Consider the following 19567-nt stretch of genomic DNA (forward strand, 5'->3'; position numbering starts at 1 on the left):
CTTAGTAAATCGCGAATGATGCCAGTACTGAAAATAATGCAGCCACTACCGCTAAAATAAAGAATATTATATTGATAATAATAAACTTTAAAATCGTTTTAACTCTTCCCTGACCATAAAATCTTCGAAAAGCTTTATACAGATAAAAGCCGAAGACGAGAGTCATTATTCCTGTAGCTGCATTGTTGCCTAAAATAGAATTTATTCCTACCGCTATTCCAAATAGTACAAACCATGTGGTTTGATTGTGGAAGGTGAAGATAAGGTGCTCCATATATGTGAATGGCCTTCGCAAGTATAACAACCATATAAAAAGTGCGAAAATGGGAAGATAGAAGAAAATGATAAAAGGTAATTTGCTGTAAAAATAATTCCAGAAAAGATCTGAATCTGAACTGAACCTTTCGGCATCAACAGTTTTTTTGTAGAACCACTGGTTGTAGCGGGTGTCCCGATAATTTAGACTGTCCATTGCCACATGCGGGTTGCGTGTTTCTGTTCTTTTGTAAAAATCGGAGAAGACCTTATACCTGGTTGTAATAGCTTCAGAAAAGTTCATGGTATCTAAAGCAGCTTCGGGTACATATCGGGAAGTTTGAACACTGTCCTCTACTGTTGATACTTCAGGAAGAATTATTCCGAGCTCGGGATTTTCAGCTCTTGTTGCAGCCAGGAGCGAATCTGCTTCCCGGCGTTGTGCCTCTGTAACCTCTGTATCTATATTAACCGGCGGTTCAATTTCGTGAGTCACACTCCAGAGGAGGAAAAATATTATAGAGGCACTCAGGTAGAACCGGTATGGATTGGCATATCGTACCCGCTTACCCTGTATATAATCTTTTGAAATTTTTCCAGGTTTAAAAAGCAGGACTCCTAAAGTTCTGTAGAACCTTGAGTCATAAGCAAAAATACCTGCAAAGAATTCATTGAAGAAGTCATTGAATGCAAGCTTTTTTGTGCTATTAAGCTGGCCGCAATTGGGGCAGTATTCATCACTTATGTCGAGTGGGTGATAGCAATTAAGGCACTCGGTGTTTCGGTATTTGAGCTTGTGACGCTCTTTATAGATGGTAGGCAGATTGTTTCCTTTTTCCATGAGCTTTACGGAAAAATTAGTTGCTGATATTTAATGATGTGGCACTGCCAACGCCAATGACCCTGGTATATCTTCCGCCGGGAGGCAGGTAATAAATTATGACAGTATAATTATTTTCGGTGCTAACAAAATTTCCGCTAATAAATCCTTCGTCAAGTATCCCGTCATTCCGCAGATATACATGTTTATAGTCATAATAACCTTGTTTAAAAAGCCGGGCATTTTCATAAGCACCAGTTTCAGGATTATATTTTAGCCTGGTACTCTCATCGAGAATGAAATTGTTAAACTCTCCATACAGATGTACCTCTCCGCCCTCAAGCGGTTCAGGAGTAAGAAGGGAAAAATGGGTCCAAACATAACCTGCTTCAATATCATCTTCCTCGGCCATAAATTTTCTCACCACAAATTTTCCATTGATATCCGGGTTGTAGGTGTAGGGTTCAAAGGCCCTAATTTTGTCGGGGAAAAGGTAATGATGGTAAAGATCCTGGACATCAATATACTGGATCTTTACTGTAGCAGAGCGCAGGTCTTTACTATCAAAATTTAGAAATTCATTACCTGCCCAAAAAGAGGTTAGCTCATCATATTTATAAATAAGGGTGGAGCCAATGTGGTATTGAGGGCGAATGTTGTAAATAGCAGTTTTTAAATTATTGTTTTGAAGAATAACAGCCCACACAGACTGTTCTGGTGTACGGATAATGAATTCCGGGGAATCGACTTCAAAATTTACTACTTGTTGACTATGGATCAACTTTACTTCCCTGGATTTTCTTACGTCTACCTGCACCCTGGTAAGAGGTTCGTAAACAATGAACTTTCGGGAGAATACCAGTTCCTTATTATCGTTGAAGATCTTGAGCAGGTAATTTCCGCTTACTTTTAAGCCACGGGTATTTTCATTTGGTATGTTAAGTTCGTAATGGGAGTAAAGCTGAAGGGTATTGAATGAATTTTTATAATCTGTGATTCTTACATTATCAAAACCTTCCAGATATTCATTTTTTAATAATTCTGAAGGTGTCCAGTCGTAGTTAAAATGTTCAATGGTATAATAATAGTTTGCTTCATCTCCCACAAGATCATCAAAAGAAAGGAATATTGGTTCTCCCAGACGAACAATGGGCACGCCACTGTATTCCTCGGCACCGGTAAAGATCACGGTCCTTATATAGGTTGGCGGGTTAGTTTCAATTATTTGCTGGGCAGCAGCAAAGTAGATCCCGGAGAATATTATAAAGGAGAGGGTAAAGAATAACTTCATGCACCAAAAATAAATCTAAATATACTGAAAAACTGATTACAGTCATTATTTGTTCGATTTAACAATATGGAGCGGAATTAATTCAGTTTAAATTGGGATTTATGGGTCGGAAATCTGTAAATTTGCCCGAATTTTAAATGAAATTTTAACACTTCGTCCTATGTCCAACGACATTAGAATTAAAAGAGGGCTTACGCTTCGCCTTAAAGGAGAAGCCGAAAAGACCCTCGTTGACGCACCCCGCTCTAAGACCTATGCTGTAAAACCACCCGATTTTCATGCGGTGATACCAAAGATGGTTGTTAAGGAGGGTGCAAGAGTACAGGCAGGTGATGAGCTTTTCTTTTCGAAATATACCGAGAAGATTCGTTTTACTTCCCCTGTTAGTGGTACTTTAAAAGAAATATTAAGGGGTGATAAACGCCGTATCCTTGAGGTAGTGATTGAAGCCGATGCTTCTGATGAATTCCGGGAATTCGGAATTCTTGATCCTCTTAAAGCCGATTCTGAGGCTGTAAAAGAGAGGATTCTTGAAAGCGGAAGTTGGGCTTTTATCAATCAACGACCTTACGATATTCCAGCCGATCCCAAAGATACTCCAAAAGCTATTTTCGTATCGGCAATGAACACTGCGCCCCTTTCTGCAGATGTTGAGTTTATACTTAAAGACCGTATGGAGGCATTCCAGGCAGGGCTTGATGCTTTAACCAGGTTGACTCCTGGGAAAGTTCATGTCTCTGTATCCGGAAAAGGAGAAGGCATTTTTAATGGTCTTAAAAATGTCGAAATGCATAAAGTTTCTGGTCCTCATCCTGCGGCTAACGTAGGGGTCCAAATCCATAAAGTTGACCCTATCAATATTGGCGAGAGGGTATGGACAGTACAACCAGAAGATGTTGCGAATATTGGAGATCTTTTCCTTACCGGAAAGTATACTGCGGTTCGTACTGTAGCTGTTTGTGGAAGTGAAGCCAAAGACAGAAAATATTTTAGAACTACCATTGGAACTCCTGTTTCCGATCTTGTAGGTGCTGTGGATACTAAAAATGTCAGGATTATTTCCGGAGATGTTTTAACTGGTGAGCAGGTAAATAATGAACAGTATATTGGCTTCTTTCCAAATGAACTTACTTTAATACCCGAGGGTAACAAGTATCGTATGTTCGGATGGTTGCCTTTCACGTACAACAATATTCCATCTAACTCCCGTACTTCTTTATCCTGGATGTTTCCTAAGAAAAAATTTGAGGTGAACACCAACCTTCACGGTGAAGAAAGAGCACTTGTAGTGACAGGTGAAATGGAGGAGGTAATGCCAATGGATATTTATCCTATGCAGCTGTTAAAGGCCTGTATGGCAGCCGATATTGAAAAAATGGAAAATCTTGGGATCTATGAAGTGGCTCCCGAAGATTTTGCACTTGTCGATTATGTGAACACTTCAAAAATAGAGGCGCAAGAAATAATACGCTTAGGATTGGATCTTATGATCACCGAAGTTGGATAAACTGTTTACTATGGAATGGATTAGACAAAAATTAGATAAATTTAAGGAGCCCTTTTCAAAGGGAAAGAAACTGGAAAAGTATTCCCCGGCAATCAATGCGCTGGATACCTTTCTTTTTACTCCAAATCATACTACTAAAAAAGGAGCCCATGTGAGAGATGCGGTGGACTTGAAAAGAGTGATGATTACAGTGGTGCTCGCTCTTGTTCCTGTGCTGCTCTTTAGTATGTGGAATGTTGGTTACCAGTACCTCAAACAAATCCAGCCCGAAGTTGATTTTTGGGATGCATTTGGTCACGGTGCTCTAGAGATATTGCCAATGATCGTGGTTTCTTACGCGGTTGGGCTTGGAATAGAATTCGCTTTCGCCATTTTTAGAGGTCACGAGGTGAATGAAGGTTACCTGGTTACAGGGCTTTTGATTCCTATGATCATGCCTGTTGGCTTGCCATTGTGGATGCTTGCAATCTCTGTTGTTTTTGCTGTTATCATTGGTAAAGAAGCCTTTGGTGGAACCGGGATGAACATCCTTAACCCTGCGCTTACTGCACGTGCTTTTGCATTCTTTGCTTATCCTACATATATGTCGGGTAACCAGGTTTGGGTTATGAACGCTGCAGAAGTTGACGGTGTTTCGGGAGAAACTATCTTAGGGACTCTTGCTGCCGGTCAACCTGTTGAATACACTACTATGGATATGTTCTGGGGAATGATTCCGGGATCGGTTTCAGAAACTTCGGCAGCATTATGTCTGTTGGGAGCGCTATTCCTTATCTTTACTAAAGTAGGTAGCTGGAGGATCATGTTAAGTGCTGTGGTTGGTGCTTCTGTAATGGGCTTGATCTTTAATGCGCTTCCTGCAATGGGAATTGAGGGTAACGCCCTTACCAATTTCCCTTGGTACAACCACCTGGTTGCCGGAGGATTGGCTTTTGGTATAGTTTATATGGCAACAGATCCTGTTTCGGCCTCACAAACTTATAAGGGGAAATGGATATATGGATTTCTTATAGGTTTCTTATCGGTAATGATCAGGGTGTTTAACCCTGCCTATCCCGAAGGAGTAATGCTGGCTATTCTATTAATGAACGTTTTTGCTCCAACTATTGATCACTACGTGATACAGGGCAATATTAAACGAAGATTGAAAAGAAAGACAGCAGGAATTAACAAACAAGTTGAAACTGTAGTATAGTTATGGAAGAGAAAACTGTAAATAAAACGAACACCAACTCATATACCTTTATTTTCGCCATTGTTATGGTGGTAGTAGTTGGGGTGGTGCTTGCTTTTGCCGCTACTTCATTGCAGCCTATGCAATATGAGAACATGCGCCAGGAGAAGATGCAAAATATCCTTGCTACTGTAGGTGTTGAAACCGACAGGGCTGGAGCCGAGACTTTGTTTCAGGAATATATTAAAGAACAGCTTGTTCTTAATAATGCAGGTGAAGTTAAGGAAGGTGTAAATGCTTTTGATGTTGATCTTGCAAAGGAACTTAAGCGTACTCCCGAAGAACAGAATTATCCGCTTTATCTGGCAGAAGTAGAGGGGGAGACTTACTACATCATTCCTCTAAGGGGTGCAGGTCTTTGGAATGCTATTTTTGGATACATCGCTTTAAAGGATGATGTGAACACTATTAAAGGAGCCGTTTTCGATCACCTTGGAGAAACACCGGGTCTTGGAGCCGAGATCACCCAGGAGTGGTTTAGAGAGCGTTTTACAGATGAGAAGATCTTCAATGAGAATGGAGAGTTAATAGGAGTATCTGTGGTTAAAGGTAATGCCAGTACTTCTAAGGAGGATAATAAGGTTGATGCGATCTCGGGTGCAACTATTACCGGAGATGGTGTTTCAGATATGATTTCTGAAAGGCTTAAGCATTATCTGCCTTATTTCAAGAGCAAAACCGATATTAACGTTGCAAGTAATTTATAATTATGGCACAGGAAATAAAAAATAAGCCTGAGCAATTGGCTGAGGTGGACAAGGAAAACAAGAAAGATGCGATGATCCTTTTCCTTTCAGATTCAGAGGAGAAAGAGCATTTTCTTTCACGAGCCAACAGAAGGCTGCTTACAGATCCTCTTGACGATGATAACCCTATTACCGTACAGGTATTGGGAATCTGTTCTGCACTGGCGATCACCGTGCAGTTAGAACCGGCTATTGTTATGGCAATTGCGGTAATGGCAGTAATGGCCTTTAGTAACATGATCATTTCGGCATTGAGGAATCTAATCCCAAACAGGATAAGGATCATCGTTCAGCTGGTTGTGGTTGCGTCCCTGGTGGCTTTAGTAGATCAGGTTCTTAGAGCATATGCTTATGATGTGAGTAAACAGCTTTCAGTATTTATTGGTCTTATTATTACCAACTGTATAGTGATGGGGCGTCTGGAAGCTTTTGCCCTTGGAAATGGCATTTATAAGTCCTTTCTTGATGGGATAGGAAATGCAGCAGGATATGGTCTTATACTTATTATTGTTGCTTTCTTCCGTGAATTGTTAGGAGCCGGAAAATTATTCGGTTATGAAGTACTTGGGCACAAAGGAGTTACTCTTGCAGAGTCTACTGGTCTTTATGCTCTGGGATATGAGAACAATGGATTAATGCTGTTATCACCCATGGCACTTATCGTGGTTGGGATTATAATTTGGGTACAGCGTGCAAGGAATAGAAAACTCATTGAAGCCTAATCACAAACCACAAAAAATTCGAATATGGATTATATAAATTTATTCGTACGAAGCATCTTCATAGAAAATATGATCTTTGCTTATTTCCTCGGGATGTGTTCGTACCTGGCAGTTTCCAAAACAGTGAAGACTGGGGTTGGATTAGGAGCAGCGGTTATTTTCGTTCTTTCTATTACCGTTCCTATTAACTTTTTACTGGATAAATATCTTCTAAGACCTGGAGCACTTACCTGGTTAAATGAAGAATATGCGACTATTGACCTTAGTTTCTTAAGCTTTATTATGTTCATTGCTGTTATTGCGGCCATGGTACAGCTTGTAGAAATGGTAGTGGAGAAATTTGCACCGGCTCTTTATGGAGCTTTGGGGATCTTTCTTCCTTTGATAGCGGTGAACTGTGCCATCCTTGGAGGTGCACTTTTCATGCAGCAAAAAGATTTCTCCGGGATTGGAGAAGCAGCTACTTATGGCTTTGGAAGTGGAATTGGCTGGTTCCTGGCAATTCTTGGAATTGCGGCCATTCGCGAAAAAATTGCCTATTCAAATGTTCCTGCCCCATTAAAGGGATTGGGAATAACTTTTATCATCACCGGACTTATGGCTCTTGGATTCATGAGTTTTATGGGAATCAAAATATAGAGAGAAAGCAATGGAAGTAATTATAGCAAGTGTTGTCGTATTTTTAGTCCTGATCTTAATTTTAGTGGCAGTTCTCCTGGGAGCAAAAGCAAAATTAGTTCCGTCGGGACCTGTAACGATCAATATTAACGGAGAAAAAGATTTGGAAGTTGGGTCCGGGGGAACCTTGCTTTCAACTCTGGGAGAGAACAAGCTGTTTCTGCCGTCTGCCTGTGGTGGTGGTGGAACCTGTATGCAGTGTAAGTGTATTGTTTCTGAAGGGGGGGGAAGTATCCTGCCTACCGAAGAACCAAACTTTACCAGAAAAGAAATTGCCGACGGTTGGCGCTTAGGTTGCCAGGTAAAGGTTAAGCAGGATATGAAGATCACGATTCCTGAAGAAGTCTTTGGAATTAAGAAATGGACTGCAACAGTAGTGAGTAACTATAACGTAGCATCATTTATTAAGGAGTTCGTGGTAGAGATCCCTGAAGATATGGACTACAAAGCAGGAGGGTATATTCAGATAGAGATTCCTAAATGTGAGGTCAAGTATGCAGATATGGACATCACTGCGCATCCCGAAGAGCACCCCGGCGATCCACAGAAATTTAAGACTGAATGGGATAACTTCAATTTGTGGCCATTAGTAATGAAGAACGTGGAAACTGTTGAACGTGCTTATTCGATGGCTTCTTATCCTGCCGAAGGTAGAAGGATCATGCTAAATGTGCGTATCGCTACTCCGCCATGGGATCGTGCTAAGAATGACTGGATGAGTGTTAATCCAGGTATTGCATCTTCTTATATCTTTAATCAAAAAGAAGGAGATAAAGTTGTGATCTCAGGACCTTACGGGGAGTTCTTTATCAACCACAGTGAGGCCGAAATGCTTTACGTTGGTGGTGGGGCCGGAATGGCGCCAATGCGTTCACACCTGTATCACCTGTTTAGAACACTTCAAACCGATCGTAAAGTGACTTACTGGTATGGAGGTCGTTCTAAAAGAGAATTGTTCTATGTAGACCATTTCAGAGCACTTGAAAAAGATTTCCCTAACTTTAAATTTTACGTTGCTCTTTCTGAACCTTTAGAAGAAGACAACTGGAAAGTAAAAGACGGAATTGACGGGGAAGGCGATGGATTCGTTGGTTTTATTCACCAGGTGGTGATCGATAATTACCTGTCCAAACATGATGAACCCGAAGATATTGAATTCTATTTTTGTGGACCGCCATTGATGAATAAGGCAGTAGAAAAAATGACCGATGACTTTGGTGTACCACCGGAGAATGTAAGATTTGATGATTTTGGAGGATAATCCAAAACTTAAAACAAAAACAGCTGCCTTTTGGCAGCTGTTTTTGTTTTAAAGCTAACTGTATTAATTGGAAATAGTTAAATTTGTTTCATGTCGCAACTTACGAAGCAGGAACTGCATAATCTGGCTATGAATATAGTTGGCAAAGACCTCGAAGATCAGGGTTACGAATTTCTCGGGGTAAACAGTGATTTCAAAAAAGATCCCCAGTTCGTGGCATTGAAAGATAAGAAGATTCATTTTGTTGTGGTAAGAGCTATAGATTATCCTTTTGATCCCCGGGAGATCGATATGATCTTTCTCGAGACCGTGAAGCAGCATGCGATTAAGTTCAACGCACGTACTTTCTATGCAGGAGTAGGACTTGCCAATTCCAAAGATTATGATTTGCCTGTTTCCAGCACAGAAGATTATGTAGTCAATTACCCCGGATTAAAAGAGATCTAAAAATGACATTTTCAAGACCTATAGCTGTATTTCTTTTATTTTTTCTTAGTCTTTCCTGTTCAGAGATCGATGAGCAAAGGAAGGCCAATGGAGAAGCATTGGGCACTACCTATTCCATAACTTACTACTCTGAAGATATGATCCCCCTTGATAAAGCGCTGGATTCTATTTTTGAGAGGGTAAACCATTCCATGAGTACCTACAGAGATTCATCTGACATCTCGAGAATCAACCGGGGAGATAGTCTCGTAAAAGTTGACAGTCTTTTCCAGGAGGTCTTTTTGATTTCTAAACAGGTGTGGGAGGATAGCAACAGGTACTTTGATCCTACTGTGGGAGATTTAGTTAACCAATACGGTTTTGGACCCGAAGCAGGCTCTAAAGAAATAGATTCTATGGCAATTGATTCCCTTATGCGATATGTGGGTTTTGAAAAACTGGAGTTAAGAGGTGACAAACTTATTAAGGAATCTCCCGAGGTCTATCTCGACTTTAATGCCATTGCCAAAGGTTATGCAATTGACCTCATTGGTCATTATATGGACTCAAAAGAAATTGAGGATTATCTTATTGAACTGGGAGGAGAACTTCTTGCAAAGGGGGTCAACAGGGAGAGAGGATCGTACTGGACTGTTGGTATTGATGATCCAATGCAGGAAGAAGGACAAAGGGAGCTAACAGCCACAATAGAACTTCGCAATAGAGCCATGGCTACATCAGGTAATTACCGGAAACACAGAACAGATCCTGAAACAGGAGCTCTTTATGTTCATACTATAAACCCTCTTACCGGCTTTGCTCAAAAAAGTGATCTTTTAAGTGTAACAGTTCTTGCTGAAAATTGTGCTTTAGCCGATGCTTATGCGACTGCTTTTATGGCTATGGGCTATGATCTCTCAAAGCTGCTGCTTTCAAAAAATGACAAACTTGATGCTTTTCTTATTTACTCTACTCTGGAAGGGGAAATCAAGGAATTTGCCACACCCGGTTTTGAAGAGCTAATGGAGGATCTTTAAAAGGGTCCTTAGCTGGGAGACACCCCAAGGTTACCAAAATTTAAATTTGGGAAGTGAACCTGCTCTAATTTCTGTTAAGCTATAGTTTTAAGGAAGCGATCCTTACTCTCTTTTAAGGATTTATAGTAATATTACCGTTCTATTTTTTTGCCACGGGAATAATTTCCCCTTTGGCCAACCTGTATTTTTCGATAAGCTCTGGAGATAATGGGGAAGTGAGATCTACTTCTTCAACCTTAAAACCTATTCCTCTTAATTTTTCAAAATAATCCCGGCCGTAGACTCTTACATGATCATATTGGCCAAAGATCTTTGCCCGCTGCTTTGGATCCTTTATAGAATCATCTTCAAAGGTTTTTTCCCTTTTTAGATCCTGGGGTATTTGTAAGATTGCCGTGCCACCGGGTTCTAAGATTCTGTACAGTTCCTGCATTGCTTTGGTGTCGTTGGGAATATGCTCCAGGACATGGTTGCACAAAATGAAATCAAAACTGTTGTCCTCGAATGGAAGGTCACAAATATCAGCTTTTACATCGGCGAGGGGGGAATTGAGATCTGTGGTTGTGTAATCCAGGTTCTTCAGTTTCCGAAAGCGCTTATAAAAAGCCTGTTCAGGTGCAAAATGCAAGACTTTGTGAGGGGCAGAGAAGAAAGTGGTATGATCCTTCAGGAAAAGCCAAAGGAGGCGGTGTCGCTCGAGAGAAAGGGTAGAGGGGGAAAGAACATTTTCCCGCTGCTCTTCATAACCGTAAGGCAAAAATTTTGAAAAACTACGGCCATCGATGGGATCGGTATATTTGTTACCTCTTAAAGTGAATAGAAAAAATGGCTTCACAAAATAGCTAAGCCGAATGAGCACAGGACGGGGAATCTTGTTTAGAAAAAACTTAAAAGTCTTCCCGATCATACCTTAATATCTCCCCAATTTTCTCCCGACTTGATCCTGTACAGTTGCATTTCTGAAACCCCAAATTGCTTCGCCAGGATCCTAATGCGGGTCTTGCGGTTTGGATCAAGCAGCTTTTTCTTAAGGATGGTCGCCTGAGCGTAAGAAAGTTTAGAATAGCATTTGATGGTGCCAAGCTTGCGCTTCAGCTTATTCTCTTTTACCTGCGGATTGTTTTGCTGGTGAGCGACCCATTCTTTTTTAGTGACCCAGGCAAGATTATTTACCTTGTTCTCGGTTTTCTGGTAGTTCTTATGGATGACAAATTCATCTCCTTCTTTCTTTGGAATAAAAAGTTCAGCAACTACTCTATGAATGTAACAGGCTTGTTTTTTGCCACTTTTGAGAGTAGCTACAAAGGTGAGGAAGCCCTGTGATTTACCGCCTTTTAGAAGATCTCCGTCAGGGTTTTTAACGTAACTAACTACTCTTCCATAATTTGAAATGGCATAGTGAAAACGTTCATGCCAGTTCTCTCTGGAATAAGGGAGCCACTTTTCTTGACGAAAATTCTTAATCATTGAAGTTGATGGTTTGGGCCCTGAATTCTTCTTCTTCATCGCTTTCTATTCCCAGAGCCTGATAAATGTAGTGAAAAGTTGATAATAGTTCCGGTTTTCCGTCGATTAATGCAACATCATGTTCAAAGTGGGCACTGGGTTTATTATCTGCTGTTAAGATCGTCCAGCCGTCACGTAATTGTTTAATGCGGTGAGTACCTGCGTTGATCATTGGTTCAATGGCTACCACCATTCCTTCAACAAACTTTTTTCCGCGGCCGCGCTTCCCGTAATTCGGCATTTCAGGATCTTCGTGCATCTTGGCACCAAGACCATGGCCAACCAACTCCCGTACCACTCCAAAGCCGTTCTTTTCTGCATATTGTTGTATTGCAAATCCCACGTCTCCAACCCGGTTTCCCATTTTGAACTCCCGGATCCCGACGTACAATGATTCCTTGGTTACATCCAGAAGCTTTTGAGTTTCCTTATCTATTTCGCCTACGCTAAAGGTATAGGCATGATCCCCGTAAAAGCCATTTTTGAAAGCTCCGCAATCTATAGAGATCACGTCTCCTTCTTGTAAAGGTTCATTATTTGGGATCCCGTGTACCACCTGTGCATTGGGGCTCATACATAAAGAATTGGGGAAATCATACATGCCAAGAAAACCCGGTTCGGCACCATGGTCGCGAATAAATTCTTCGGCCATTTTGTCCAGGTGCAGGGTGGTGACTCCGGGTTTAACTTCCGAAGCGAGCATGCCAAGGGTTTTCGACACAATCAAGGCACTGTGGCGTATGAGTTCAATTTCTTCTCTGGTCTTTGGTATGATCATTATAACTTCTTAAAAATTTCAAGTAATCTATTGTTTTTCTTCCTTGGCTCTAAGGCTTTTGAAGAGGAGTTGGCGAGCTTATGATAGATTTCTCCCCATGGAGGTAATCCATTGATGTTGCGGTCATCAATAAAAATATCTGCCAGGATCTTCCGGCTCATGACCTGGTCTTCATATTGCTCTTCGGGATAACTCTTATTTATCGCATAAAATTTAATCCCTTTACTTTCGCAAAATTCTACTGCTTCTGTAAGTTTAATGCCGCTTCTATAGGTCCAAAGTATAATTTGATGTCCCTCCTGTTGAAGTTTCTTTAGGGTTTCAAAGGCAAACAACACCGGTTTTCCAATCTTTGGATAACGATTCTCCACCAATGTTCCGTCAAAATCTACTGCTATAGTTAACAAATTGGGCATATGTAAAAACGACAATTAAACATAAAAAACCGTATTATTGCTGGTAAGGATGCATATATTCCTGTCCAGACACAATTTTCGCAATATCCTCTTCCAGTTCTTCATTTGAGTACTCAACGAACCTGCCTACTTCTTCTCCATCTTTTAAGAATATAATTGTGGGAACATATATTACATCATATTCTTTTTGACCATCATTAGGAAGAGTTTTGTCTTCACTTACAGCTTTTACCTGCAGCCGGGACAGATCGTAATCACTTAACTCTAAAAGTTTATAGAACTTTGGAACTTCCCGCTGGCTATCTGCGCACCAGGTGCCCATGAACATAACGATCTCATAGTCATTGATATTCTCCTGAATCGTTTTTAGGGCTGCCTCATCTGGTGCATAAGATTTGTACATAGGATCAAACCAGGTGGAGAAAGGTGGCTGCTGAAAATCCTCCAGCTCTACTTCACCTATCAACAAATCATTTTGAGCCTCCTGTGAAACAGTCTCTTTGGGAATATTTTTATTTTCAGTTTCTGGTGCTTTAGAGCTACCGCAATTGGCAGCTGTTATCAACAGCATTAAATAAAGAAAAATTTTCATTCTTAAAATAAAGGTTTTTGGGTCATTAACTGGGGTTTTTCTACGCCCATAAGTTTTAAGATAGTGGGTGCGATATCTCCTAAGATACCATCTTTGACCGCTTTTACATCCTTATCTACCAATATAAACGGTACGGGATTCGTAGTGTGGGCAGTATTAGCACTCCCATCACTATTTATCATGAATTCACTGTTACCATGATCGGCTATTACAAGAACAGAGTAGTCGTTCTCAACAGCAGCATCCACAACTCTTTTAGCGCACTCGTCAACTGTTTCACATGCTTTTACCGCTGCTTCAAATACTCCCGTATGACCTACCATATCGGGATTTGCGAAATTGAGACAGATGAAATCGGCAGATTTCTTTTTAATCTCTGGCACTATTGCATCGGTTAATTCATACGCGCTCATTTCAGGTTGGAGGTCGTAAGTTGCTACCTTGGGAGAATTGATCATGATACGCTGTTCCCTCTTAAATGGAGCTTCTCTCCCGCCGGAAAAGAAAAATGTTACGTGAGGATATTTTTCTGTTTCGGCAATACGAATCTGGGATTTACCCGCACGTTCAAGCACTTCACCCAGAGTAGCCTTAATGTCTTCTTTATTAAATACTACATTAATATTTCTAAAGGTCTCATCATACCGTGTCATGGTAACAAAGTACAGAGGCAAAGTTTTCATATCCTGTTCAGGGAAATCTTTTTGAGTCAAAGCCTGGGTAAGTTGACGGCCGCGGTCGGTCCTAAAGTTAAAGAAGATCACTACTTCTTCCTCTTTTAAAGTGGCGACAGGATTGCCATTACTGTCTGTCATCACTATGGGTTTGATGAACTCATCGGTGATACCATTGTCATAACTCTGCTGAATGGCTTCAGCAGCATTTTGATGTTTTTCCCCTATGCCCTTGACGATAACATCATAGGCCATTTTAGTTCTTTCCCATCGTTTATCCCTGTCCATGGCGTAGTATCTGCCAATCACAGAAGCAAGTTTCCCATTTGTTTTCTCCAGGTGCTCCTGTAAGTCCTCAATAAAACCTTTTCCGGAGTTTGGATCAACATCACGACCATCGGTAAATGCATGGACGTATTTCTCTTTTATGCCATATTCTTCTGCGGCAAAGAGCAGTCCCTTTAAGTGGTTGATATGGGAATGTACCCCACCGTCACTTACAAGTCCCATAAAATGAACTGGTTTATTATTGGCTTTAGCGTAATCAAAAGCCTGTTCTAAAACCGGTTCTTTTCCGAGGGTATTATTTTGTACGGCCAAATTGATCTTTGCCAGATCCTGGTAAACAATTCTTCCCGCACCAAGGTTCATGTGGCCTACTTCACTATTGCCCATTTGCCCTTCGGGCAGTCCCACGTTCATTCCGTCGGTTCTCAACCTGCTATGAGGATATTTTTTATAAAGGGAATCTATGAATGGGGTATTTGCTTTGTCAACGGCCGACGTATTAGGGTCATTGCTAATCCCCCAGCCGTCAAGGATCATCAATATTACTTTCTTATCCATTAAAATAGGTATTTGCGCAAAGATACGAAATATGACTGGTGAAGAAAGTTTTAATAGGAGTATGTGATAGTACAAACAGGATGTTAGCTGTTAATAAAAATTTTAACAGTATTCAATTTACATTATATAATATTTTTACAATTAATGCGTTTATATTTGACAACGAGAGGATTGTTAACATCCTCATTGTTACTGAATTATTCTCGCTTTTATGGTCTTTGGTACGACCTTTGAAACATATATGGCAACTAATCACTTAACAAAAAAATATGATAAATAAAATAACTGTCTCTGTTCTCTTTTTGTCTTTAACCGCCACATTTGCCTTCACCACCTACGAACCTAATGCCGAGGCTGCCCTTGCCGCCAGCACTTCTGAGAAAGAAGAAGTGGAAGCAATAGCTGCACCAACCGCCGAAGAAAAAATTAACCTTCTTTATGAAGAATTTGCCACTGTAAATGAAAATATGCCTTCCAGGGTTTCTTTCACTTATGCAATTACAGGGTATAACAAACTTGAAGACGAGGAAAAGATTGAAAATAGACTCCTAAGTATTGTAGATTTTAGCCTTCCTTCTACAGAAAAAAGATTGTGGATACTTGATATGGAAAACAATAAGGTTCTTTATCATACCTATGTCTCCCACGGAAAGAATACAGGAGGAAACATGGCCACAAAATTCTCTAATACACCAAATTCCCTGCAGAGTTCTCTTGGTTTTTATGTTACCGCTGAAACTTATTATGGAAAAAATGGTCTATCCCTTTTTATCGACGGTATGGAGAAAGAATTTAACTCCAAGGCTCGTGAGCGATACGTTGTAATTCATGGAGCAGATTATGCTAAAGAGTCATCTATTCAAAGACTTGGAAGATTAGGTCGTAGCTATGGATGTCCTGCCGTGCCTACCGAAGTATCTAAGGAGATCATCAATAAAATCAAAGGTGGATCAGCGTTGTTTATCTACCACACAAATGATAATTACATCGCAAACTCCACTTATATTAATGACCAGACAGTATAATTTATTCTGCTGTTAATTTCGTGTAGATCTGTTTATCGAGATCATATACATCATTAATCACTATAGTTTTATTACCGGCCCTCCAGGCAGTCCAATAGAAGTGATGGACCTGGATGGGCTGGTCTACTTCTACAGTAGTCGTTTCTCCTGAATTTATAATTTCCTTAATCCTGTCCTGGGTCCATTCATCCTGGTTTTCTACTACATAAGAAGCCAGATCAATGGCATTTTCTACTCGTACACAACCCGAACTTTCTGCACGTTGTGTTTGGCTAAACAGGCTTTTGGCTGGGGTGTCGTGAAGGTATATTAAATATTTGTTGGGGTACATGATCTTCACTCTTCCCAGAGGATTAGAAGGTCCTGCACGTTGTGTAAAGGTGTAATTTTGGGCATCGGGGCTGTTCCAATTCACTTTGAACGGATCAATTTGTTCGCCCGTTGTGCTCGTGATCATCATGTTGTTCTTTTGAGAATAGGATTGATCGGCCGCCATTTTAGGAATTATATCCTTGGATTTAATAGTAGGTGGAACCGTCCAGGTAGGATTGATCACCAGGTGATTAATGGTGTCCGAAAATATTGGTGTTTGACGTGCTTTCGCTCCAGCAATAACATTATGCTGCCTAATTATATCTCCGTCTTTTACTACCGCCAGTTTAAAATTGGGAATGTTTATCAAAATATAGTGATCTCCCAAATCTCTTGGATACCAGCGCCACCTCTCCAGGTTTGCGAGAATCTGATTGTAAATATCCTTTGGTCCTTTATTTAGTTCATCAATGGTAGAGTTCCCTATAATACCATCGGTTTGAATACTTTTACTCTGCTGAAATTTCTTTACTGCTTCCACCAGATCTTCTGAATAGACATTACCAGTTCCTGAAGTATCTGCTTCAAAGCCATTCAATTCCTGAAGCCTTTTTGTGATAGCAGCGACCCTGGGATCAGATTCACCCGGTTTTATGAGTTCTCCATGGGGAATTTTCTTAGAAGAGGCCTCTTCGGCCTGAACATCCTTAAATTCAGCAAGACTTTTCTTTAAATTGCTATAAATCTGGTGAGACGGTTTTAAGTCTTCTAAAATGGCAGGGATTTCATTATTTTCGATCCCCTGTTGAAGCAGGGCCGCGAAATCTTTCTCTTTTCGTGATATTCCCCAAAACTCATGTAGCTCTTCAGGATTAAGTTTTCCGTAATAGAGATCCCGGGCATAAGTAAGAAAAGCATCAGATAATATTAAATCGAGCCGGGCTGCCTGCGTAGAGTTAAGATCTGTGGCCGAAAGTAACGAATCGATCTCTTCCCCGTGATAATCATTGAAGTTAAGCCCTTCTTTGTCTGCACTTTTTAAACTGTTGTAAAAAGCATGTAGCCTTTCACCGTCACGCCACAGGGATTTGTAATCGCGCTCACTGTAAATTTTTTCCAGTGATTCCCCTTCAAAAATGTCATTACTGGCAGATATTTCTGTTTTAATTCCATCGGGGGAAGCTTCAGCTATTTGTTTTGAAGCCTCCATCGATGATGCCTTTGTTGCAGGATCACTTTTATCTCCCTCGCATGCGCTAAGGCTAATGAATAATATAAGAACTGGAACTAAAAGTATTCTTTTCATAACTCTGGGGGATTTTTGTACATCACAATATGCATACAAACATTGGGAATCATAAAAGCGGGGCCTGTAGTTTTATACCCGTACTTCTCATAGAAACCTACTGCGGTCTCTCGTGCATTAAACCATAGAAGAATGTTGGGATTTTTCTTTTTCAGGAGTTTCTCCCCTTCTAAAAGGAGTTTTTGACCCAGCTTTTTTTGGCGATAGGCGTCCAAAACGGCCATGCCCCTTAACTGGTACTGGTTTGGGTTTTCAAAAAGGGCATTTTTACGGGCTACATAAGTTGCAACTGCAACAAAATTTTCGCCGTCAAAATAACCTAAGTGAATGGTGTCTTCTTCCAGGTCTCCTTCAAAAAAGCATTCTTTTAAAGGCCTTCCCGGGCGCAGGACTTCCTGCCGTACCGGGTAGGTTTCTTCGGCTGTAATCTTCCGGATCAAAGCTTTGGTTATTCTTCGGTAGCCTGTACCTCCTGGTATTCTTCGTGTCGCTCAAATTGTTTTGCGGCATATTTACAAAGTGGATCTATCTTCAGGTCTTTTTCCCTTGCATAATCCACGCTGTGCTTTACAAGATCGCTGGCTAAACCTTCCCCGGAGTGTTCGGGGTTGGTTTCTGTATGGTCCAGGGTCATGATATTATTATCCTGAAGGGTGTAGGTAAGTTCGGCAATAATGTCACCATCTTTTTCAATGTAGAACATTCCTTTCCCGTCTGTTTCTTTCTGCTGAATATCTTTTTTCATCTTTATTTTTTTTGGAGGATCTCGTCTACGATCCCGTATTCTACAGATTCTGATGCGTCCATCCAGTAATCACGGTTGAAGTCTTTGTAAACACGTTCGTAAGACTGACCGCAATTTTCTGCCAGTATCCGTGCACTCTGTTCTTTGATCTTTAGGATCTCTGCGGCCTGTATTTCTATATTGGAAGCCTGTCCCTGGGCACCGCCACTAGGCTGGTGGATCATAACTTTTGCATGAGGCTGCACAAACCTTCTGCCTTTGGCTCCTGCCGAAAGCAAAATTGACGCCATTGAAGCGGCAAGACCCGTACAAATTGTAGAGACCGGGCTGTTAAGGCTAAGCATGGTATCATAAATAGCAAAGCCGGCAGTAACATACCCTCCGGGGCTGCTAATATAAAACTGTATCTCCTCGTTACCGGTAGCGTCAAGATACATCATCCTTTCAATAACATGTTTGGCTGTTTTTTCATTTACCGTTCCCCAAATAAAGATTTTTCTATCGTTGAGCAGGGAGCGTTCTATTTGATCCTGAATTTTTCCGGTTTTATCTGTGTCTTTCATGTGGAATTTTAAATTATTCTAGCTAAAAATATGACTATTTTTGCAGAAAAGAAGGGGATGAACCTTGCATTTAACAAGATTTTAAAGGAAGAAATTCCGCAAATACTGCCTATGATCCAGGAGTTGATGGGACATCAGTTTTCTAATGAGATCCTTACCCAAAGGTTTTCAGAAATGTTCGATCAAAATTATGAGTGCTTTGGAATTTTTCATGAGGGCAAACCTGTGGGAGTTTTTGGGATGTGGTTTATGACCCGGCACTATGCAGGTCGCTCCTGTGAACCAGATCATATATTCATTAAAGAGTCCTACAGGAGTAAAGGAGTAGGGAAAAAACTTTTTGAATTTATTTATGAATATGCCATAAAAAAGGGATGTGAAACATCTGAACTTAACAGCTATGTGAGCAACTATCGTAGTCATAAATTTTACCTCAATGAGGGTTATGAGATCAAAGGTTATCATTTCCTGAAAAAGCTTTAAAATTATTTTGAGCAATAAAAACTTTCAGTATATATTTGCAGTGCAATACCAACGCGGGAGTAGCTCAGTTGGTAGAGCGTCAGCCTTCCAAGCTGAATGTCGCCGGTTCGAACCCGGTCTCCCGCTCAAAGCCTCGTTGAAAGACGGGGCTTTTTTTATGGATTTGTGTCGGCACGGATTACAAATCCGCGCCAACTTCTAAAGCTGTCCGGAGAGTCGAGGGGGAACCCCGGTCTGTCTGCCAAAATGTAATGAAGGTGGATAATCTCCCGCTCAAAGCTTCGTCGAAGATCTTTGGGTATGTTGTCATCTCAAACTACATAGAACTCCTTGAAACTGTTAAT

The 19567-nt window shown here is 40.8% G+C and carries 22 protein-coding genes and 1 tRNA gene; 11 read left to right on the plus strand and 12 right to left on the minus strand.

Translation table 11 applies throughout. The annotated features are described in order from the left end of the window. Window position 1: 1 nt before the first annotated feature. Together OU683_RS14675 and OU683_RS14680 are read right to left on the minus strand one after the other, a co-directional pair. Window positions 2–1096 (minus strand): DUF3667 domain-containing protein, encoded by a 1095-nt coding sequence (locus tag OU683_RS14675; RefSeq protein ID WP_268139618.1) that lies wholly within the window; start codon window positions 1094–1096, stop codon window positions 2–4. Window positions 1097–1112: 16 nt separating this feature from the next. After that, window positions 1113–2366 carry a type IX secretion system plug protein gene (locus OU683_RS14680; protein WP_268139620.1) on the minus strand — a complete coding sequence of 418 codons (1254 nt, stop codon included), beginning with the start codon at window positions 2364–2366 and terminating at the stop codon, window positions 1113–1115. 160 nt (window positions 2367–2526) lie between these two features. On the opposite strand from OU683_RS14680, the gene OU683_RS14685 reads away from it, so the two are divergent. The 8 genes from OU683_RS14685 (at window position 2527) to OU683_RS14720 (ending at window position 9977) form a co-directional block, all read left to right on the plus strand. After that, a complete protein-coding gene (locus OU683_RS14685; RefSeq protein ID WP_268139622.1) occupies window positions 2527–3873 on the plus strand; it encodes a Na(+)-translocating NADH-quinone reductase subunit A in 1347 nt (448 codons plus the stop codon). Window positions 3874–3883: 10 nt separating this feature from the next. After that, window positions 3884–5068, plus strand: coding sequence for an NADH:ubiquinone reductase (Na(+)-transporting) subunit B (locus OU683_RS14690; RefSeq protein ID WP_268139624.1), 1185 nt, complete (start codon window positions 3884–3886; stop codon window positions 5066–5068). 2 nt (window positions 5069–5070) lie between these two features. Beyond that, window positions 5071–5814: a Na(+)-translocating NADH-quinone reductase subunit C gene (locus OU683_RS14695; RefSeq protein WP_268139626.1), complete on the plus strand. Its 744-nt coding sequence runs from the start codon at window positions 5071–5073 to the stop codon at window positions 5812–5814. A gap of 2 nt (window positions 5815–5816) precedes the next feature. Next, the gene (locus OU683_RS14700) at window positions 5817–6575 is read left to right on the plus strand and encodes an NADH:ubiquinone reductase (Na(+)-transporting) subunit D (RefSeq protein WP_268139628.1); all 759 of its coding nucleotides are present in this window, start codon (window positions 5817–5819) and stop codon (window positions 6573–6575) included. A gap of 24 nt (window positions 6576–6599) precedes the next feature. After that, the gene (nqrE, locus tag OU683_RS14705; RefSeq protein ID WP_268139630.1) at window positions 6600–7214 is read left to right on the plus strand and encodes an NADH:ubiquinone reductase (Na(+)-transporting) subunit E; all 615 of its coding nucleotides are present in this window, start codon (window positions 6600–6602) and stop codon (window positions 7212–7214) included. Window positions 7215–7224: 10 nt separating this feature from the next. Next, the gene (gene nqrF / locus OU683_RS14710; RefSeq protein ID WP_268139632.1) at window positions 7225–8514 is read left to right on the plus strand and encodes an NADH:ubiquinone reductase (Na(+)-transporting) subunit F; all 1290 of its coding nucleotides are present in this window, start codon (window positions 7225–7227) and stop codon (window positions 8512–8514) included. A 90-nt stretch (window positions 8515–8604) separates the two neighbouring features. Next, the gene (locus OU683_RS14715; protein WP_268139634.1) at window positions 8605–8961 is read left to right on the plus strand and encodes a DUF8840 domain-containing protein; all 357 of its coding nucleotides are present in this window, start codon (window positions 8605–8607) and stop codon (window positions 8959–8961) included. 2 nt (window positions 8962–8963) lie between these two features. Continuing rightward, window positions 8964–9977 (plus strand): FAD:protein FMN transferase, encoded by a 1014-nt coding sequence (locus tag OU683_RS14720; protein WP_268139636.1) that lies wholly within the window; start codon window positions 8964–8966, stop codon window positions 9975–9977. 139 nt (window positions 9978–10116) lie between these two features. On the opposite strand, the gene OU683_RS14725 is transcribed toward OU683_RS14720, so the two are convergent. Genes OU683_RS14725 through gpmI form a run of 6 tightly spaced genes read right to left on the minus strand, consistent with a single transcriptional unit; the run spans window position 10117 to window position 14789 of the window. Then, on the minus strand, window positions 10117–10884 hold the full coding sequence (locus tag OU683_RS14725; RefSeq protein WP_442800857.1) for a class I SAM-dependent methyltransferase: 768 nt from the start codon (window positions 10882–10884) through the stop codon (window positions 10117–10119). Further along, window positions 10881–11444 carry an HNH endonuclease gene (locus tag OU683_RS14730; RefSeq protein ID WP_268139638.1) on the minus strand — a complete coding sequence of 188 codons (564 nt, stop codon included), beginning with the start codon at window positions 11442–11444 and terminating at the stop codon, window positions 10881–10883. The genes OU683_RS14725 and OU683_RS14730 overlap by 4 nt, the downstream gene beginning before the upstream one ends. Beyond that, window positions 11437–12261: a type I methionyl aminopeptidase gene (gene map, locus OU683_RS14735; RefSeq protein WP_268139640.1), complete on the minus strand. Its 825-nt coding sequence runs from the start codon at window positions 12259–12261 to the stop codon at window positions 11437–11439. Before map ends, OU683_RS14730 begins: the two co-directional genes overlap by 8 nt. Then, window positions 12261–12677 carry a BT0820 family HAD-type phosphatase gene (locus OU683_RS14740; protein ID WP_268139642.1) on the minus strand — a complete coding sequence of 139 codons (417 nt, stop codon included), beginning with the start codon at window positions 12675–12677 and terminating at the stop codon, window positions 12261–12263. Before OU683_RS14740 ends, map begins: the two co-directional genes overlap by 1 nt. A 34-nt stretch (window positions 12678–12711) precedes the next feature. Continuing rightward, window positions 12712–13269 carry a TlpA family protein disulfide reductase gene (locus tag OU683_RS14745; RefSeq protein WP_268139644.1) on the minus strand — a complete coding sequence of 186 codons (558 nt, stop codon included), beginning with the start codon at window positions 13267–13269 and terminating at the stop codon, window positions 12712–12714. A 2-nt stretch (window positions 13270–13271) separates the two neighbouring features. Continuing rightward, complete coding sequence (gene gpmI / locus OU683_RS14750; protein ID WP_268139645.1) at window positions 13272–14789, minus strand: 2,3-bisphosphoglycerate-independent phosphoglycerate mutase; 1518 nt, start codon at window positions 14787–14789, stop codon at window positions 13272–13274. Window positions 14790–15058: 269 nt separating this feature from the next. Between gpmI and OU683_RS14755 the strand changes: the two genes are divergently transcribed. Continuing rightward, a complete protein-coding gene (locus OU683_RS14755; protein WP_268139647.1) occupies window positions 15059–15814 on the plus strand; it encodes a murein L,D-transpeptidase catalytic domain family protein in 756 nt (251 codons plus the stop codon). A gap of 1 nt (window position 15815) precedes the next feature. On the opposite strand, the gene OU683_RS14760 is transcribed toward OU683_RS14755, so the two are convergent. Genes OU683_RS14760 through OU683_RS14775 form a run of 4 tightly spaced genes read right to left on the minus strand, consistent with a single transcriptional unit; the run spans window position 15816 to window position 18740 of the window. After that, window positions 15816–17432 carry a L,D-transpeptidase family protein gene (locus tag OU683_RS14760; protein ID WP_268139649.1) on the minus strand — a complete coding sequence of 539 codons (1617 nt, stop codon included), beginning with the start codon at window positions 17430–17432 and terminating at the stop codon, window positions 15816–15818. Beyond that, window positions 17429–17872, minus strand: a complete 444-nt coding sequence (locus OU683_RS14765) for a GNAT family N-acetyltransferase (RefSeq protein ID WP_268139651.1) — start codon at window positions 17870–17872, stop codon at window positions 17429–17431. Before OU683_RS14765 ends, OU683_RS14760 begins: the two co-directional genes overlap by 4 nt. An 8-nt stretch (window positions 17873–17880) precedes the next feature. Beyond that, window positions 17881–18177, minus strand: a complete 297-nt coding sequence (locus OU683_RS14770) for a GNAT family N-acetyltransferase (RefSeq protein WP_268139653.1) — start codon at window positions 18175–18177, stop codon at window positions 17881–17883. Between the two features lie 2 nt (window positions 18178–18179). Next, window positions 18180–18740, minus strand: a complete 561-nt coding sequence (locus OU683_RS14775) for a ClpP family protease (RefSeq protein ID WP_228912594.1) — start codon at window positions 18738–18740, stop codon at window positions 18180–18182. Window positions 18741–18770: 30 nt separating this feature from the next. On the opposite strand from OU683_RS14775, the gene OU683_RS14780 reads away from it, so the two are divergent. Together OU683_RS14780 and OU683_RS14785 are read left to right on the plus strand one after the other, a co-directional pair. Further along, on the plus strand, window positions 18771–19223 hold the full coding sequence (locus OU683_RS14780; protein WP_268139655.1) for a GNAT family N-acetyltransferase: 453 nt from the start codon (window positions 18771–18773) through the stop codon (window positions 19221–19223). A gap of 53 nt (window positions 19224–19276) precedes the next feature. Further along, window positions 19277–19349: transfer RNA gene (locus OU683_RS14785), tRNA-Gly, on the plus strand. Window positions 19350–19567: the final 218 nt, after the last annotated feature.

Origin of the sequence: Salinimicrobium sp. TH3 (assembly GCF_026676115.1) — a bacterium.
Taxonomy (GTDB): Bacteria; Bacteroidota; Bacteroidia; order Flavobacteriales; family Flavobacteriaceae; genus Salinimicrobium.

Coding starts and splice junctions, on each gene's coding strand:
- OU683_RS14770 (WP_268139653.1), bottom strand. CDS start 18,177: ATGAAAAAAGATATTCAGCAGAAAGAAACAGACGGGAAAGGAATGTTC.
- OU683_RS14725 (WP_442800857.1), bottom strand. CDS start 10,884: ATGATCGGGAAGACTTTTAAGTTTTTTCTAAACAAGATTCCCCGTCCT.
- nqrF (WP_268139632.1), top strand. CDS start 7,225: ATGGAAGTAATTATAGCAAGTGTTGTCGTATTTTTAGTCCTGATCTTA.
- OU683_RS14685 (WP_268139622.1), top strand. CDS start 2,527: ATGTCCAACGACATTAGAATTAAAAGAGGGCTTACGCTTCGCCTTAAA.
- OU683_RS14695 (WP_268139626.1), top strand. CDS start 5,071: ATGGAAGAGAAAACTGTAAATAAAACGAACACCAACTCATATACCTTT.
- map (WP_268139640.1), bottom strand. CDS start 12,261: ATGATCATACCAAAGACCAGAGAAGAAATTGAACTCATACGCCACAGT.
- OU683_RS14760 (WP_268139649.1), bottom strand. CDS start 17,432: ATGAAAAGAATACTTTTAGTTCCAGTTCTTATATTATTCATTAGCCTT.
- OU683_RS14715 (WP_268139634.1), top strand. CDS start 8,605: ATGTCGCAACTTACGAAGCAGGAACTGCATAATCTGGCTATGAATATA.
- OU683_RS14745 (WP_268139644.1), bottom strand. CDS start 13,269: ATGAAAATTTTTCTTTATTTAATGCTGTTGATAACAGCTGCCAATTGC.
- OU683_RS14690 (WP_268139624.1), top strand. CDS start 3,884: ATGGAATGGATTAGACAAAAATTAGATAAATTTAAGGAGCCCTTTTCA.
- OU683_RS14680 (WP_268139620.1), bottom strand. CDS start 2,366: ATGAAGTTATTCTTTACCCTCTCCTTTATAATATTCTCCGGGATCTAC.
- OU683_RS14775 (WP_228912594.1), bottom strand. CDS start 18,740: ATGAAAGACACAGATAAAACCGGAAAAATTCAGGATCAAATAGAACGC.
- nqrE (WP_268139630.1), top strand. CDS start 6,600: ATGGATTATATAAATTTATTCGTACGAAGCATCTTCATAGAAAATATG.
- OU683_RS14780 (WP_268139655.1), top strand. CDS start 18,771: ATGACTATTTTTGCAGAAAAGAAGGGGATGAACCTTGCATTTAACAAG.
- gpmI (WP_268139645.1), bottom strand. CDS start 14,789: ATGGATAAGAAAGTAATATTGATGATCCTTGACGGCTGGGGGATTAGC.
- OU683_RS14755 (WP_268139647.1), top strand. CDS start 15,059: ATGATAAATAAAATAACTGTCTCTGTTCTCTTTTTGTCTTTAACCGCC.
- OU683_RS14740 (WP_268139642.1), bottom strand. CDS start 12,677: ATGCCCAATTTGTTAACTATAGCAGTAGATTTTGACGGAACATTGGTG.
- OU683_RS14720 (WP_268139636.1), top strand. CDS start 8,964: ATGACATTTTCAAGACCTATAGCTGTATTTCTTTTATTTTTTCTTAGT.
- OU683_RS14700 (WP_268139628.1), top strand. CDS start 5,817: ATGGCACAGGAAATAAAAAATAAGCCTGAGCAATTGGCTGAGGTGGAC.
- OU683_RS14675 (WP_268139618.1), bottom strand. CDS start 1,096: ATGGAAAAAGGAAACAATCTGCCTACCATCTATAAAGAGCGTCACAAG.
- OU683_RS14730 (WP_268139638.1), bottom strand. CDS start 11,444: ATGATTAAGAATTTTCGTCAAGAAAAGTGGCTCCCTTATTCCAGAGAG.